Origin of the sequence: Photorhabdus tasmaniensis (assembly GCF_011189505.1) — a bacterium.
In the GTDB taxonomy this organism is placed as follows: Bacteria; Pseudomonadota; Gammaproteobacteria; order Enterobacterales; family Enterobacteriaceae; genus Photorhabdus; species Photorhabdus tasmaniensis.
The window spans coordinates 1-15,009 of record NZ_PUJU01000050.1; the positions used below are offsets into that span (position 1 = coordinate 1).

Sequence of the window (15,009 nt, forward strand, 5' to 3'; positions counted from 1 at the left end):
TTGAGTTACATTACCTTCCTCCCTATAGCCCCAATTTAAACCCGATAGAGCGATTATGGAAGGTCATGAATGAACATGTTCGAAATAACCGTTATTTCGCTGATAAACATGAATTTCGAGACAAAGTGTTCAAATTTTTCACCACAACGCTACCTGATATAGCGGACTCGCTGATGTCTAGAATTAACGACCATTTTCAGGTACTAAAAACTGCATCTTGAAGTTTCTTGGGTATATACCCTATTTAACACACGTAACCGCCGGTTTGCGACGCTGAATAAAAATGAGTTTGGGCTGGTGATTTATACAGACGATATTGCAGAAGCCCATTTAGCCACGTCAAGGTTTGCCGCACTGATAGATATTGATTTTTTGCCAGAACCAGACAAATTCGATATTGCTGTTGTCCCTGTTGTCAATAATCCTTTATTTGGATTAATGATCAAAAAAGAAGATTAAGTGAGGCATTTATGTATAAAAAAACAAATGGAACAATCCTGGATATACCGGGTATCAGGATTGGGCATGCTGAAGATAAATTGAAACAAACCGGTTGTAGCGTAATTATTTTCGACAATGGAGCTGTTTGTGGCGTTGATGTCAGAGGTGCCGCTCCGGGGACAAAGGAAACCGAGCTTTTAGATCCCATTAATACTGTTCAGAAAGTCAACGCCGTAGTGCTGAGTGGAGGTAGTGCTTTTGGATTAGATTCCGCTTCTGGCGTAATGCGCTATCTTGAAGAAAGAAAAAAAGGTTTTGATGTCGGTATCGCTGTCGTCCCTATCGTTCCTGCCGCCGTAATTTTTGACCTGAATTTCGGCGATCCTGCTGTTCGTCCTGACGCTAAGATGGGTTATATTGCCGCGCAAAACGCGTCTGCCAACTCTTTTCCATCGGGAAATATTGGCGCAGGCGTCGGGGCCACTATAGGTAAGATGGCCGGTTTTGACAAAGCCATGAAAGGTGGACTTGGGACAGCATCTGTTAAATTACCAGGAGGACTGATAGTTGGCGCAATGGTAGTTGTAAATGCTGTTGGTGAAATTAGAGATCCTAAAAATGGTAAAACTATTGCAGGTGCGTGTGATGAAAATGGTCATATTATCGATCTCATTTCCTATGTTATAGAAAATAAAGATAACAATTTCACCCAGGGGACAAATACGACCATTGGCATAATTTGTTGTAACGCAAATATGAATAAAAGTCAGATGAAAAAAGTTTCCCAAATGGCTCATGATGGTCTTGCGAGGACAATATACCCCGTTCATACCATGAGTGACGGGGATACTATTTTTGCAGCAACAACAGGTGGTGTAGATTCATCGGTGAATATTGTTGGTATAGTTGCGGCTGAGGTCATGGCTACTGCGGTTTTAGACGCTGTAACCTCAGCCAAATCAGGATTTGGTGTTAAAGGTTATGCCGATTCGTTTTGCCGACCGGTTTAAAACCGGTCATTATTTTTTTCTATGATACATCCTGTACGTTTGTGGAGAACGCCCAAGATAACGCAGAAACATGCACCGAATACGTTCAGGCATGTATTTATCAATAAACAAAACACTAAACAAGTTTAATATTTTCATTGCTGTAAAATATTAAACTCATGAAAAACCATAAAATAAAAAAATCGAAAAAGTAACTTAATTAGATAATTTAAAAATTTACATAATAATAAAATACCATTTAAAAACATAAGCATATATTATTTTTTGAAATATTTTCATCAATAAAGACAAATATTTCTTGCTCGTTTTCCATGTAAAGTATATTTTCACGTCGAATACTATAATACAAGTAATAGCAGTAAATAAATAATATCAGGTAAATATATTACCACGACGTATCCAGAATCGTTCATATTATTAAAATGGGGGGAATATAATGCATGTTGGTATCATTGGTGCCGGGATTGGTGGTGCATGTCTGGCACACGGCTTACGCAAAAATAACATAAAAGTGACAGTCTATGAACGAAACCCAGCCGCGTTATCCGAACTTCCCGGTTATGGAATTCATCTTAATACATTCGGCCAACAGGCACTGCAAGAATGTCTTCCAGATGTAAATTGGCTAACCTTTAAGAAGATGTCAAGATATATTGGCGGGCAATCACGGTTTTATAATGAGCGTCTGCGTCTTCTTGCCGTTCAGGGTGGCATTTCTCCAATGAGCGGGCTGATCATTTCCGAGCAGCGCCTGTCAATCAGTAGAACTGAACTTAAAGATATACTAAGCAAGGGACTTTCAAATACAATTCAGTGGAATAAAACATTTGTTCGTTATGAAAATATTAAAAACGGAGGAGTCAGGGTTTTTTTTACTGATGGAAGTCACGATGATGTCGATGTTCTTATCGGTGCGGATGGCAGTAACTCAAAAGTACGTAAACAGTACCTTCCCTCAATAGAAAGATTTAGTGTAGGTATTAGTATCGTTGTGGGTCGCTCGCGTCTTACTCCAGCTCTTACAGCCATGTTGCCACAAAATTTCCTGGATGGAGCACCCAACAGTATCATACCGAAAAGCCCGGACTGGCTGTTTATTTCTATGTGGCGTGCTCCAGTTGATACTCATGTAGAAGCTACTTTGGCAGAAATCGATAATTTCATAGTATGGGTCTACGTAGCAGCAACAGATAGTTTTCCTGATAATGTGACTGATTTTTCTGCTGAAGCTCTTTGCAATCTCGTCCGGTCCCGCATGATTTCATGGGATCCAAACCTACATGCTCTAGTTCAACAGAGTGATATGGAAAACGTGTCTCTGATACCTTTACGCAGTATGCCCTATCTTCCACCGTGGCAATCCAGCCCTATCACACTACTTGGGGATGCTATTCATAATATGACGCCAATGGCAGGCGCGGGAGCGAACACAGCGCTGCGAGATGCACTTTTACTCACACAAACACTTACCCGCGTAGCGTCCGGGCATGAAGAATTAGTCAAGGCAATTTCAGATTATGAGCAACAGATGCGCATATACGCTAATCAAATCGTTGGGATTTCGTTGCGCAGCGCACAAAACGCTGTAGAACATTTTGCCATCCCGCCGTTAAAACAACGGCATTTAAGCCGAAAGCGCTAAGGAAGAAATAAAGATAAATAATCCGCCACCAGTACATATATCATACTGGTGGCTTCATTTAACTAATTATGAAATTTTAACCCAGGGATAAGCATCAGATGTTCCAGCGTCATCTGGTGCTGTGCCCCTATTCCACCATTTAGCTTCCCAATTTTGGTCTTTCCAACTGACTCTATCACCAGCCTTGTATTCCTTGCTTGCATCCCATGCCGGGTAATCACCGCCCTTACCTTGATCGCCCGGATCAACATTGAAGCCTTTGAAGTAGAATGGTGTCATATCTATCTTTTTCGTGATTAACTCACAACCAAGACCCTCCCTGGCCGCATTGACTAATAAGCCACGGTCTTGATCCGCAGTCCATGTAAATATTCCCCCCAGACTCTTTTCCAATACATATTGAGCCTTAGCTTTAACAGCACGAGGGGTATCAATAGAAATAAACAACTTGCTTTCCTTATTATAAAGATAATCAGCGTCTGCTATATCATCAGTACAAAAATCAAAATTATTTCTCCCTTTTTTACTTTCCAAATCCAGATAATTATATATAGTGTCGTACCATTCTGTTGTTCCTGATTCAAATGAGCCGGTTGTCGTAATCTTTGGCTCCTTTTTCGGAATATAGCCCGGATCATAACTGCCGGATAATGGAGAATAACTATTAACAACCGCATTTCTGGCATTACGTGAATATGCAGCATAGCCAATATTAATTGCAGATGCAGGAACACCGATACTCAATAAATATTCAACTGCTTTTTCTACACTATTTTCACCTCCAGGATAATTACGAAGATTCGTATGATGCATCAGTTTTTCAGCCCACGGAGTACCAAAAAAATCATAGGTCATCACGTTAATACCATATAGTCCAACCTTTAATAATTCGGGTATTTTTGATTTCTCCATTTTTTCTGGTACTGCGGAACAGGCTATACTTATTTTTACATCCGAGCGCCCCGCCTCTTTAAAAGCAGCAGTTAAGTCTCGAATTAAACTAACATAATAATCGCCATCATCTGGAGCATAGATATTACCGTCATTTCCGGCAACACCTGGGTATTCCCAGTCAATATCAATCTCGGTAAACATAGGGAAACGTCGGAATATATCAACCAGACTCGAACAGAAATAGGATTTCAATGTTTCGTCTCTGACCATATTATAAAAGCCATTACTCATGGTCCAACCACCGACACTGAACGACATAATAAGGTCATGACCCTGGGCTTTTGCAGCCTGTTGGATCTTAGCCAATCCCCCTAATACGCCCATACTTTTAGATTGATCAAAATCCCTTGGCATTTGGATATCTTGCCAACCAGAATAAGTACAATTCTGATAAGACTGGCAATCACCCCAGGCATCTGTAAATGTGACTTCACCGTTATTGGTACGGGAAAATAATGGTGCTTGTTCTTTAATTTGCTGCTTCTTTTCACCCTCATCACCAAGTATTCCACAGAAACCAATAACTAATTTATCATACGCAAAAGGATTATCTAAAAGGTGCTGTAAATCTATTCCTCTACCACGACTGGCGGGATCTTGATTTCCTTGTAATCTTCCGTCATATTGCGACCAATCTGTATAATAGCCAAAAACTTTAGGTTTATTTCGTGTGTCATACTTATTATAAACTGGTAATGCAATCCTCCCCGATGTGTAACTGAAATTTATTGTTTCAGTTGATGGATTAAAATTATCTATTTTATAAGACTGTTCACTGAGAGAATCTGTCTGGATTATTTTTGACATAAAATCACCTCGACTAGATATCAATTTATTTTTCGATGAACATTCAAATTATTTTACTTCGTGTGGTAACACTATTACATTCTAGCCCGTATTCTTAGGAAAACAAATAATTGCTATTTGTTTGATTATCAATGATCAACTTAATTTTATGTCAACACATTGTACATTATCATCTCTTTATTATAATAAGGTAAAACTAAAAGAAATAATCTCAAATTGAAAATATATTATATCCTTATTGTTATAATTATCAATATTAATGAATTTTTGTAAATTAATTTTTACGATTATTTTATTTTGATTTTATTCTCAAATGACTATTTTTTTATTTTGTACCTATACTAACTTGTATCACTAAGGGTATTTGTTTCTTTAATTTATTATTATCACTCTTATATATGGAGATTAAAATGAAATCTAAAGATATTCAGACAACCATTATTATTAATAATAATAACGTTATCTCTCTGGAAGACATCTATAATATTGCTATAAAACAAAAAAAAGTAGAAATATCAAAGGATATCATTGAGCTTTTGAGCCGTGGTCGTGAAAAATTAGAGGAAAAATTAAATTCTGGAGAGGTTATATACGGAATTAATACAGGGTTTGGTGGGAATGCTAATTTAGTTGTGCCATTTGATAAAATCTCAGAGCATCAGAAAAATCTGTTGACTTTTCTTTCTGCCGGCACTGGGGATTTTATGTCCAAAACTTGTATTAAAGCGTCACAATTTACTATGTTACTTTCCGTTTGCAAAGGTTGGTCTGCAACCAGGCCAATTGTCGCTCAAACGATAGCTGACCATATTAATCATGATATTGTTCCTCTGGTTCCTCGCTATGGCTCAGTGGGTGCAAGCGGTGATTTGATTCCCTTATCTTATATCGCACGCGCATTATGTGGCATAGGTAAAGTTTATTATATGGGAAAAGAAATTAGCGCGGCTGAAGCGATTAAACATGCAGGATTGACGCCATTATCATTACAGGCAAAAGAAGGTCTTGCCCTCATTAATGGCACCCGAGTGATGTCAGGTATCAGCGCAGTTACCGTCATCAAACTGGAAAAACTATTTAAAGCAGCAATCTCTGCTATTGCCCTGGCTGTTGAGGCATTACTTGCATCTCATGAACATTATGATGCCCGGATCCAGCAAGTAAAAAATCATCCCGGTCAGAAAGCAATAGCAAGTGCACTACGTAATTTATTGGCAGGTTCGACTCAGATTAATTTATTATCCGGGATTAAAGAACAGGCAAATAAAGCTTGCCGTCACCAAGAAGTTACCCAACTAAATGATACCTTACAGGAAGTTTATTCAATTCGCTGTGCGCCACAAATATTAGGTATAGTGCCAGAATCTTTAGACTCAGCCCGAAAAATATTAGAGCGGGAAGTTATCTCTGCGAATGATAACCCACTGGTAGATCCAGAAAATGGCGATGTTTTGCATGGTGGGAATTTTATGGGACAATATGTCGCCCGGACAATGGATGCACTAAAACTAGATATCACTTTAATTGCCAATCACCTCCATGCAATTGTGGCACTTATGATGGATAACCGTTTTTCCCGTGGGTTACCCAATTCACTTAGCCCAACTCCCGGCATGTATCAAGGTTTTAAAGGTGTCCAACTTTCTCAAACCGCTTTAGTTGCTGCAATCCGCCATGATTGTGCTGCATCTGGTATTCATACCCTCGCTACAGAGCAATATAACCAGGATATTGTCAGTTTAGGATTACATGCTGCACAAGATGTTTTAGAAATGGAGCAGAAATTACGCAATATTGTATCAATGACCATTTTGGTCGTTTGTCAGGCAATTTATCTCCGTGGCAATATTAGTCAAATTGCGCCTGAAACAGCAAAATTTTACCATGCAGTACGTGAAATCAGTCCTCCTCTAGTAACCGATCGTGCATTAGATGAGGATATAATCCGAATTGCAGATGCAATTATTAATGATCAACTCCCACTGCCAGAGATTATTCTGGAGAAGTAAAAAGAAAATGACTGAAAATTTTCAATGATCTCTTGACTAAAAATGCAGAACCCCATTTACTGCAATAAAAACAGTATCAATAAACAAGGGGTTTTGTATGATTATCTTCGTAACAGGAGCAACATCAGGTTTTGGTGAAGCGATCACCCGAAAATTTATTCAAAATGGCGCTAAAGTTATTGGAGCTGGCCGCCGTAAAGCACGATTAGAAAAATTAAAAGTTGAACTGGGTGATGATTTTTACCCTGTTCAACTTGATGTTACTGATCGGGCTGCTATCAGCCAGGTTATTCAACAATTGCCAGAGTCACTTCGTAATATTGATGTTTTAGTTAATAACGCTGGTTTAGCTCTTGGACTAGAACCCGCACATCTGGCTAACCAAAGTGACTGGGAAATAATGATTGATACCAATGCTAAAGGCGTTGTGAATATGACCCGTGCCCTGCTGCCTGAAATGGTGGAAAGAAATCATGGGCATATTATTAATATCGGTTCTACCGCTGCGAATTGGCCATATTTAGGTGGGAATGTTTATGGCGCAACTAAAGCCTTTGTCAAACAGTTTAGTCTAGGCTTACGGGCAGATTTACAGGGAAAAAATATCCGTGTCACTGATATAGAACCTGGTTTAGTTGGCGGTACCGAGTTTTCTTTAGTCCGCTTTAAAGGTGACAATAACAAAGTGAATAAAACCTACGATGGAACTCAGGCATTAACAGCCGAAGATGTCGCAGAGGCTGTTTTTTGGGTTGCTAACCTACCTGCACATGTCAACATTAATACCTTGGAAATGATGCCGGTTTGTCAGTCATTTGCTGGGCTTAACGTGCATAGAAATATATAATCATATTCTTCTTGATAATTTGTTGAACATCTTCATGCTATCTTATAATTTATCTATCTGATAATTTCCTATTGTGCCATCGAATTTGGCTCCACTCTCTTCCAAGAGGATAAAAGATGAATTTTTGTAATTCTTTGATATTAAAAGCTATGCCTGCTATCGCTCTGGCAATTCCTTTGTTATGGCAAGCGCCGGCATTGGCGGCAACCTGCTCTTCCGGGGGAACCTGCGTCACAGTAAATGGCAACGGAGATACTGCGCTAAGTAAAGAAGCGGCCCGTCAAAGTAAAGAGCAATGGGATGAAACCAAGAATCTTCGTACCAAAGTTAATAAACGTGCTGAGAAGGAATTTGATAAGTTCGATAAAGCGATTGATGCTCGCGACGCATGTATGAAAAGTACCAATATCAATGCTTATTGGGAACCCAATACCGAACGTTGCCTAGACAGCAATACTGGTATGCCTATCAGACCGTAATAATAAGGTGATGATAATGAAGATGAAAAAAGCACTTTTATTCAGTGCGTTGATCGTTACTGTATCTCCATTTGCGCTTGCTGCCCAAGCTTCATGTGAAAGCGTGAAAGAGCAGATTGCGCAGAAAATTATCCATAATGGTGTGCCGGAATCTGGCTTTAAATTGGAAATTATTCCTAATGACCAAACCGAACAAGACGGTGGTAAGATCGTTGGTCATTGTGAAAATAATACCAAAAAGATTGTGTATACCCGGCAAGGGAGTCAATCCACAACCCCGCCAGTCACAGAATAAACTCTTATTGTTTTTCTGGGAGATACGCGGAATTCAGAAAAAATATTACGCAAATACTTTCCAACCTAAATAACGGTCGAGGCTGTACGCCTTCGACCTTTGTTTAACCAACCATACGTTTTTAAAAGTGAGATCAGCACGATGCCAAAATTGCAAGAATTACGTTTACTGGGCAATTATGGTATTAAGCCATAATTGCCCTAATGCAGATAAAACAGGCATAATAATTTTTTCAGATCATTAGCAATGATTTTCTTGCTTAAAGAGATCTAAATGTGTCTACAATATTCGGATTCCTCTCTATTAAAAATAGCATTTTCAATGCCGCCCCTGATGGAACTCGCTGGTTTTGTTCCCAGCTTCGCACCTGCCTAGTGGTGACTCCTAACACCTCCGCAAACTCAGGTTGCTTCATACCGAAACTTTTTCGAATTGATTTAACATTAGGGATAGCATGACAGTGAACATGTTCAGGCTTAGGCTGATACTCACCATTCTCTATTGCTACCATCTCTTTTACACCACTCAAAAGCTCTTGAAACATATTTTCTTCCATAACTTGCCCTCAATTAGATTATTTTATGAAAATTTATATATAAACTTGGAGAAGTTAACCGCCCTAAGGTGGTATTTTATTTCATATATTGAACAACCTTTTTTAATTGTGCTTTCTTAACTTCTCCATGTTGTCTATAAATGACATCATACTAACACCCAGTGTCACTTTGCAAGAAAAAAATGACACTCAGTGTCATTTTAGCTAAATTTAAGTCACTCCGATATATGGGGTATATTCGATCTTCATCAATAAGCTTCTTTCCGGTGTATTTCCCCCTTTAAGCTGTTATTTTTATTGCTGGATAAAGGGGGTATGTGGTAAAGCAAGAGCAAAAATAATGAGGAAGATGGCCACAACATTTTTCATCATGAAAAAAACAAACCCCGTTCTTTTAAACGAGGTTTGTCAGCGGTCTGACCTCACGTTTTCAAACATGAGGTTTTCTTATTGAATGATCAAACATCATAGTCAAGATATTTGTCGATTTCAGCCCATGACTATTTTACAACTGGTTTTAATAGAGTGGAAATATTCAGATAGCAGGATAGATCTTTTTCTTCCGGACGTAAAATATAAGGAATTTCACCTAACTGTGGTGCATTAATGTGACAGCGTAACCTATCCATAATTTTCGCATAATGAGATATACCAGGATTAATTCTATTTGCTATCCACCCAATTAACTGCAATCCATCATTTATGATCGCCTGCGCGGTTAAAATTGAGTGGTTTACACAGCCAGGTTGAATGCCTACGACTAAAATGACTGGAATTTTTTCCTGAATCACCCAATCAAAATAAAAAGTTTCATCATTCAGCAACACACGCCAACCATCGTTACCTTCAATAATAACGCAATCTGCTTTATTGCTAAGATTATTTAATCCTTGTTTCATCTGATCGAAATCAACCTGGTTTGCTTCACAGTAACTACTTTTCCAGATAACCGGGTTAATTTCTTCATATTTAAATTGAACAGGAGAGGATTTTTGCAAAATCAGACCATCTCGATGACGCATTCCTTCTTCTGTTTCATACCCTCCTGTGGCTATAGGTTTATAACCTACAGCTGTTGCTCCGTCACGATTAAAAGCTTGTAATAATGCACGGGTAACAACTGTTTTACCGATGTTGGTATCTGTCCCCGTAACAAATAGGCGAGTTAACATAAATTCTGTTTTCCATAATGACAGATAAAATCCGCTTAATGAACACTTAAGTTTAGAGGGTACGGCTATAAGGGAGATTGCGTTAGCTCAATGTTTTGTTTAATTATTGCGTAAATTGAGTAAGAAAAAGCAAATATTACAATCAGAGAACATTGATCAGGTCTATTATCCTTTCATTAAATTGATCAACAATGAACCATCATATAAAGCTTTTTTAACTGATGACACCGCAGATAATGTTCCTGAGTTGTTAAATTCTGTTGCAACCAACTCAACCTGTTTACTATAAGTAGGCAAAGAGTGTCGCTGAATACATCCATCAATGACAGGATACAAAATTTGCTGTGAAGCATTAAGTGGAGAACCAATCAGAATTTTTTCAGGGTTAAATAAATTCACCATAATTGCAACAATATGACCAATTTTTAGCCCTATATCATGGATAATATCAATTGCCAGAGTATCACCTTTATTAGCGGCTTGACAGAATGATTCAACCGTCAATAGTTTACCGTTAAGTAAAGAATCTGGAGCCGTCATTAACTGCTGCTTTACTCTAGATAAAATGTAACTGATACCGGCAACTGTCTCCAAGCAGCCCAGATTCCCGCAATTGCAGCGTTCACCATCAGGTTCAACCTGAATATGTCCTATTTCCATAACACTACCGTTGCCCGCATGTAATGTTTGTCCTGCAATGATAACGCCGCATCCAACATTTTCATCAATGACAATCTGGATAATATTCTGACAATTTTTTGCCGCACCATATAATGATTCAGCTACCGTCCAGGCGGTGATTTCATGTTGGAGAAATACCGGTAATCCGGTGCGACGATGCAGATACTCTCCTATTGCCAACTCTTGAACCTGATAATAAGGAAAATTGCAGATTAAACCTTTAGTCGGATCAACAATCGCATTTATAGTCATGCTAATTGCCGTCAGGCGCTCAAGACGGGATTGATAACGACCAAAAAATGCGTCAATCTCATGAATAATACAGTCTAAAAAGGATTTTTTATTGCTAGCCGATAATGGCAAAACATCTTCAACAATTAACTTGCTGCTGAGATCACGAAGGCCCAAAATTAAACTTCCAAAGCTAATACTGACACACAATAAATGCCAGTTTTGAGAATCAAGCTTCAGTCCAGTCGCTGGGCGTCCTCTAAATCCCAAATCCAGAAATTCTGTCTCCATCACTAAGTGTGTATCAACCAATTCACGAACAATTTTAGTAATACTGGCTGGAGCAAGTTGTGCTTTTTTAGATAGCTCAATACGGGAAATTGGGCCATATTGATCAATTAACCGATAAACAGCACCAATATTAGTCTGTCTTATTTGATCAATATGACCTGGTTGTCCATCCATACTCACCCTTCTGCTCTTTAATTAATTTGAGCTTCGAAATAATTGTCGGCTGATTATGTCGATGTTTTAGGCAAAAGGTATCATTCTTTCAATCAATATGTGATATTAAGCACGAAATTTAGCTGATCTTCACTCATTTTTTTCATTCAGAACATTAGAGATGAGTAGTCTTGTCAGTCTGTTTGCTGCGGCTGATACTGGTCGGCTTTTATGATTGACTAACCAAACCTCAGAGAAAGATCGGTTATCAGCAAAGGAAATATACTGAACACCATCGACTTTCATACGGGTAAAAGACTCAGTCACAACACTGATCCCAAGCCCTGCCGAGACAAGACCAAGAATGGTCATGGCCTCACCTGCTTCTTGTGAAATCATCGGTGTCACACCTGCCTGAGTCAATAACGTGATGATTTCATCATATAAAGCAGTTCCAACTTCACGTTCAAAAAATACCAGCGGATAGCCCGCCAACATTTCGAGCTTTATTCCCTGTTGGGCATAGTCTAATAACGGGTGTCCATCATAAACAGCAAGCATAAAAGATTCACGGAATAATAGCCGATGCTCCAAACTATCCGGTAATTGCGTATTACGCATAATTCCAATATCTAACCGTCCAGTCAGCAACGGAGCAATCTGACGCTTGGTATTCATTTGATGCATATGAATAGACACTTCCGGGTAGCGTTCGCGGAATTGCCGTAAACTCAAAGTGACTTTATGCATAAAAGGTGTTGTAGAGGTGAAACCGATAGATATTTCACCTAATTCTCCTTTTTGCATTCTGGCAGCTTTTGTCGCCGCGGCATCAACCTGGGCCAGAATCTGATAAGCCTCCTCCAGAAACATGTTACCTGCCGGGGTCAGGTTCACATTCCGGTTATTACGCTCTAATAATTGTGCGTTGATACTATTTTCAAGCGATTGAATTTGTTGGCTTAATGGGGGTTGTGAAATATTAAGCCGCTCTGCTGCGCGACCAAAATGTAATTCCTCTGCCACTGCAACAAAGTAACGTAAGTGCCGTAATTCAATAGCCATAATCACCTTTGAGATCTAATACATATCATTATTAATGATTAATATATTAGACAAAATATTTTGCAATTCATATGCTTGATCTACATCAAAACGCAAGTTACTTATTATGAGTTAAGTAAGGAAATCATGTGAGCACCACCCGCAGCATCAGCGAAAATCCAACACCCGATAATAGTCTTGTCCAAGATACTCAAAATAAGAGAGATTATATTCAGAAGGCAGATCCTTTGTATATCAGAGTGACGTTGTCACTCTTTACCGTAGGATTAGCAACATTTGCCCTACTCTACTTTGTTCAACCCATTTTACCTATATTATCGGAAGATTTTGGTGTCTCTCCGGCCACCAGCAGTTTATCTTTATCGCTTTCGACCGGGATGCTGGCACTGGGGTTATTAATAACCGGTCCTTTATCTGACGCTATTGGCCGTAAAAATGTTATGGTAACCGCGCTATCTGCCGCCGCATTTTTCACTTTACTCAGTGCATTTATGACCAGTTGGCATGGAATTCTGATTATACGCGCTCTGGTTGGCTTATCTCTCAGTGGCGTAGCAGCCGTTGCAATGACTTACCTTAGTGAGGAAATTCATCCTAACTTTGTTGCTTTATCAATGGGGCTTTATATCAGCGGTAATTCTATTGGCGGAATGAGTGGGCGATTAATATCAGGTGTGATAACGGATCATTTCTCATGGCGGGTTTCTGTCATAGTATTAGGTTTATTTTCCTTAATTGCTGCAATTATGTTTTGTCGTATGTTACCTGAATCTCGTCATTTTCGGCCAAGCTCCCTCAAACCAAAATCTTTATTGATAAATCTGAGATTACATTTTCGTGATAAAGGGTTGCCATTATTATTTTTTGAAGCATTTTTGCTCATGGGTGGTTTTATTACGATGTTTAATTATATCAGTTATCGTTTACTGGACTCTCCCTATCATTTCAGTCAATCGACTGTTGGTATGTTATCCATTGTCTATTTGGCCGGTACATACAGCGCATCTAAAGTGGGTGGATTAACAAGTCAATACGGACTAGGGAAAATGCTGATAGTGACGATTAGTATGATGCTAATTGGTACTCTTATTACCATGCTGCCCTCTACTGTGATGATTATAATTGGGATGGTCATACTCACTTCCGGTTTCTTTGCCGCACACGCTGTCGCCAGCAGTTGGGTTGGACGTCGCGCTCGTCGGGCCAAAGCACAGGCGTCATCTCTCTATCTCTTCTGTTATTACGCCGGCTCAAGTGTAGCGGGTACTTTGGGTGGTATATTCTGGCTACAATGGGGCTGGAACGGGGTTGTTTTATTTATTATCATTCTCATCCTTTTAGCTCTGCTTCTGGGAATTAAGCTTGCTAAACTCCCTGAGGCAAAATAATCGAGAACATCACATAGCAAGGCCAGCGAAGCATCTAAAGGTATTGTCATCATGCTTAAATTACTGATTATTATGGAAAAAGATAGGAAAAATGAGGTAGTTAAGGAAACCAGTTTATAAAGCGAATCCTCTTTTGGGTGTGTTCACTCAGAGCAGCCACCCGAAAGAGGGTTTCAATATAATATGAAACTAATTAATAATCACTTTAAAATCCGTAGGAATTAAATTTGCCAGAAAATTTGAACTGACCTTATTTTTCACCCGAAGGACAAGGTTTGGGAAAGCGGAATTCTTATCACTATAACTCAATTCACCATTCTTTATAAGATAAAAACAGGGATCAATGAAATTTACACTGTATTCTCCACGCCCTGTATCACTGGAATATATACCGAAGTTATCAAAACCATTCTCAATATATGCTCCATTATTGAAAAACCAATCCTGAATTGGCTGTACCCTTGACATTTCTGCTGTAGAACTTAATGGAGTGAGAAACTGCGCTTTAAACGTGAATGCAAGATAAAGATTTGTAATACCTGGATACCGAAATAAGTTGCGAAACTCTGAAATGCTTTGACCATCCAACCATATAAATCCCGGGGTCCAAATGCGAAAATCCAAATTTTCCGCATTCCATTTTTCTATTTTCTTATCAGATGCTAATGGGAGTTTCGCAACGATACTATTTTGAGCATATTTGTTTATATAAATATTAGTCATAATTGCGCCTCATTTTTTAATTGATTTACTTGGCTCAATAGCTCCACCTTGTTTATTATCGCTTCTTCACAGTATACAACCATAATGGGATTGTCGCTAATTATTTGCCAAAATTGCTTAATGTTTGCCACATTTATAAAAAAACAACCGGAAAATTCGGGAATCAAATTAGGACAAGCGCAAAATATTCACCTATTGAAAAATTATTATAAGCACCGATATCAATATTAAAATAATATACAGTAAGATTATCCCCATGTGCGAA

Annotated in this window: 15 protein-coding genes; 9 read left to right on the forward strand and 6 right to left on the reverse strand. The window is 38.8% G+C overall.

The features are described 5' to 3' along the window. The 4 genes from C5471_RS18545 to C5471_RS18560 all read left to right on the forward strand — a co-directional run. On the forward strand, positions 1–221 hold a 221-nt coding region (locus C5471_RS18545; protein ID WP_207627396.1), incomplete at its 5' end, for a transposase. A 76-nt stretch (positions 222–297) separates the two neighbouring features. Beyond that, on the forward strand, positions 298–459 hold the full coding sequence (locus tag C5471_RS18550; protein ID WP_166296252.1) for a hypothetical protein: 162 nt from the start codon (positions 298–300) through the stop codon (positions 457–459). 11 nt (positions 460–470) lie between these two features. Beyond that, positions 471–1,451, forward strand: a complete 981-nt coding sequence (locus tag C5471_RS18555; RefSeq protein WP_133813060.1) for a P1 family peptidase — start codon at positions 471–473, stop codon at positions 1,449–1,451. A 436-nt stretch (positions 1,452–1,887) separates the two neighbouring features. Continuing rightward, the gene (locus C5471_RS18560) at positions 1,888–3,093 is read left to right on the forward strand and encodes a stiblene epoxidase (protein ID WP_133813061.1); all 1,206 of its coding nucleotides are present in this window, start codon (positions 1,888–1,890) and stop codon (positions 3,091–3,093) included. 66 nt (positions 3,094–3,159) lie between these two features. Here the strand turns inward: C5471_RS18560 and C5471_RS18565 are convergent, their stop codons facing one another. Continuing rightward, the gene (locus tag C5471_RS18565; protein ID WP_133813062.1) at positions 3,160–4,854 is read right to left on the reverse strand and encodes a glycoside hydrolase family 18 protein; all 1,695 of its coding nucleotides are present in this window, start codon (positions 4,852–4,854) and stop codon (positions 3,160–3,162) included. 410 nt (positions 4,855–5,264) lie between these two features. On the opposite strand from C5471_RS18565, the gene stlA reads away from it, so the two are divergent. The 4 genes from stlA (at position 5,265) to C5471_RS18585 (ending at position 8,484) form a co-directional block, all read left to right on the forward strand. Further along, positions 5,265–6,863 carry a phenylalanine ammonia-lyase StlA gene (stlA, locus tag C5471_RS18570; protein ID WP_133813063.1) on the forward strand — a complete coding sequence of 533 codons (1,599 nt, stop codon included), beginning with the start codon at positions 5,265–5,267 and terminating at the stop codon, positions 6,861–6,863. A 97-nt stretch (positions 6,864–6,960) separates the two neighbouring features. Further along, entirely contained in the window at positions 6,961–7,710 is a 750-nt protein-coding gene (gene ydfG / locus C5471_RS18575; RefSeq protein WP_133813064.1) for a bifunctional NADP-dependent 3-hydroxy acid dehydrogenase/3-hydroxypropionate dehydrogenase YdfG, read from the forward strand. A gap of 116 nt (positions 7,711–7,826) precedes the next feature. Then, on the forward strand, positions 7,827–8,189 hold the full coding sequence (locus C5471_RS18580) for a DUF1283 family protein (RefSeq protein WP_046976261.1): 363 nt from the start codon (positions 7,827–7,829) through the stop codon (positions 8,187–8,189). A 22-nt stretch (positions 8,190–8,211) separates the two neighbouring features. Beyond that, positions 8,212–8,484, forward strand: a complete 273-nt coding sequence (locus C5471_RS18585; protein ID WP_133814212.1) for a DUF1161 domain-containing protein — start codon at positions 8,212–8,214, stop codon at positions 8,482–8,484. A gap of 259 nt (positions 8,485–8,743) precedes the next feature. Here C5471_RS18585 and nadS read toward each other — a convergent pair whose 3' ends face one another. The 4 genes from nadS to C5471_RS18605 form a co-directional block, all read right to left on the reverse strand. Beyond that, positions 8,744–9,040 (reverse strand): NadS family protein, encoded by a 297-nt coding sequence (gene nadS / locus C5471_RS18590; protein WP_133813065.1) that lies wholly within the window; start codon positions 9,038–9,040, stop codon positions 8,744–8,746. Positions 9,041–9,540: 500 nt separating this feature from the next. Next, positions 9,541–10,212, reverse strand: coding sequence for a dethiobiotin synthase (gene bioD, locus C5471_RS18595; protein WP_133813066.1), 672 nt, complete (start codon positions 10,210–10,212; stop codon positions 9,541–9,543). A 165-nt stretch (positions 10,213–10,377) separates the two neighbouring features. Further along, positions 10,378–11,595: a sugar metabolism global transcriptional regulator Mlc gene (gene mlc / locus C5471_RS18600; protein ID WP_166296255.1), complete on the reverse strand. Its 1,218-nt coding sequence runs from the start codon at positions 11,593–11,595 to the stop codon at positions 10,378–10,380. Positions 11,596–11,718: 123 nt separating this feature from the next. After that, entirely contained in the window at positions 11,719–12,633 is a 915-nt protein-coding gene (locus tag C5471_RS18605) for a LysR family transcriptional regulator (protein WP_133813068.1), read from the reverse strand. Between the two features lie 146 nt (positions 12,634–12,779). Here C5471_RS18605 and C5471_RS18610 point away from each other — a divergent pair, with 146 nt between their 5' ends. Then, positions 12,780–14,021 carry an MFS transporter gene (locus tag C5471_RS18610; RefSeq protein ID WP_339959305.1) on the forward strand — a complete coding sequence of 414 codons (1,242 nt, stop codon included), beginning with the start codon at positions 12,780–12,782 and terminating at the stop codon, positions 14,019–14,021. A 189-nt stretch (positions 14,022–14,210) separates the two neighbouring features. Here C5471_RS18610 and C5471_RS18615 read toward each other — a convergent pair whose 3' ends face one another. Continuing rightward, entirely contained in the window at positions 14,211–14,744 is a 534-nt protein-coding gene (locus tag C5471_RS18615) for a hypothetical protein (protein ID WP_133813070.1), read from the reverse strand. Positions 14,745–15,009: the final 265 nt, after the last annotated feature.

Excerpts from the sequence above, each read along its gene's own strand:
- C5471_RS18580 (WP_046976261.1), top strand. The coding sequence starts at position 7,827 with ATGAATTTTTGTAATTCTTTGATATTAAAAGCTATGCCTGCTATCGCT.
- C5471_RS18560 (WP_133813061.1), top strand. The coding sequence starts at position 1,888 with ATGCATGTTGGTATCATTGGTGCCGGGATTGGTGGTGCATGTCTGGCA.
- stlA (WP_133813063.1), top strand. The coding sequence starts at position 5,265 with ATGAAATCTAAAGATATTCAGACAACCATTATTATTAATAATAATAAC.
- C5471_RS18555 (WP_133813060.1), top strand. The coding sequence starts at position 471 with ATGTATAAAAAAACAAATGGAACAATCCTGGATATACCGGGTATCAGG.
- C5471_RS18605 (WP_133813068.1), bottom strand. The coding sequence starts at position 12,633 with ATGGCTATTGAATTACGGCACTTACGTTACTTTGTTGCAGTGGCAGAG.
- C5471_RS18585 (WP_133814212.1), top strand. The coding sequence starts at position 8,212 with ATGAAAAAAGCACTTTTATTCAGTGCGTTGATCGTTACTGTATCTCCA.
- ydfG (WP_133813064.1), top strand. The coding sequence starts at position 6,961 with ATGATTATCTTCGTAACAGGAGCAACATCAGGTTTTGGTGAAGCGATC.
- C5471_RS18565 (WP_133813062.1), bottom strand. The coding sequence starts at position 4,854 with ATGTCAAAAATAATCCAGACAGATTCTCTCAGTGAACAGTCTTATAAA.
- C5471_RS18615 (WP_133813070.1), bottom strand. The coding sequence starts at position 14,744 with ATGACTAATATTTATATAAACAAATATGCTCAAAATAGTATCGTTGCG.
- nadS (WP_133813065.1), bottom strand. The coding sequence starts at position 9,040 with ATGGAAGAAAATATGTTTCAAGAGCTTTTGAGTGGTGTAAAAGAGATG.
- bioD (WP_133813066.1), bottom strand. The coding sequence starts at position 10,212 with ATGTTAACTCGCCTATTTGTTACGGGGACAGATACCAACATCGGTAAA.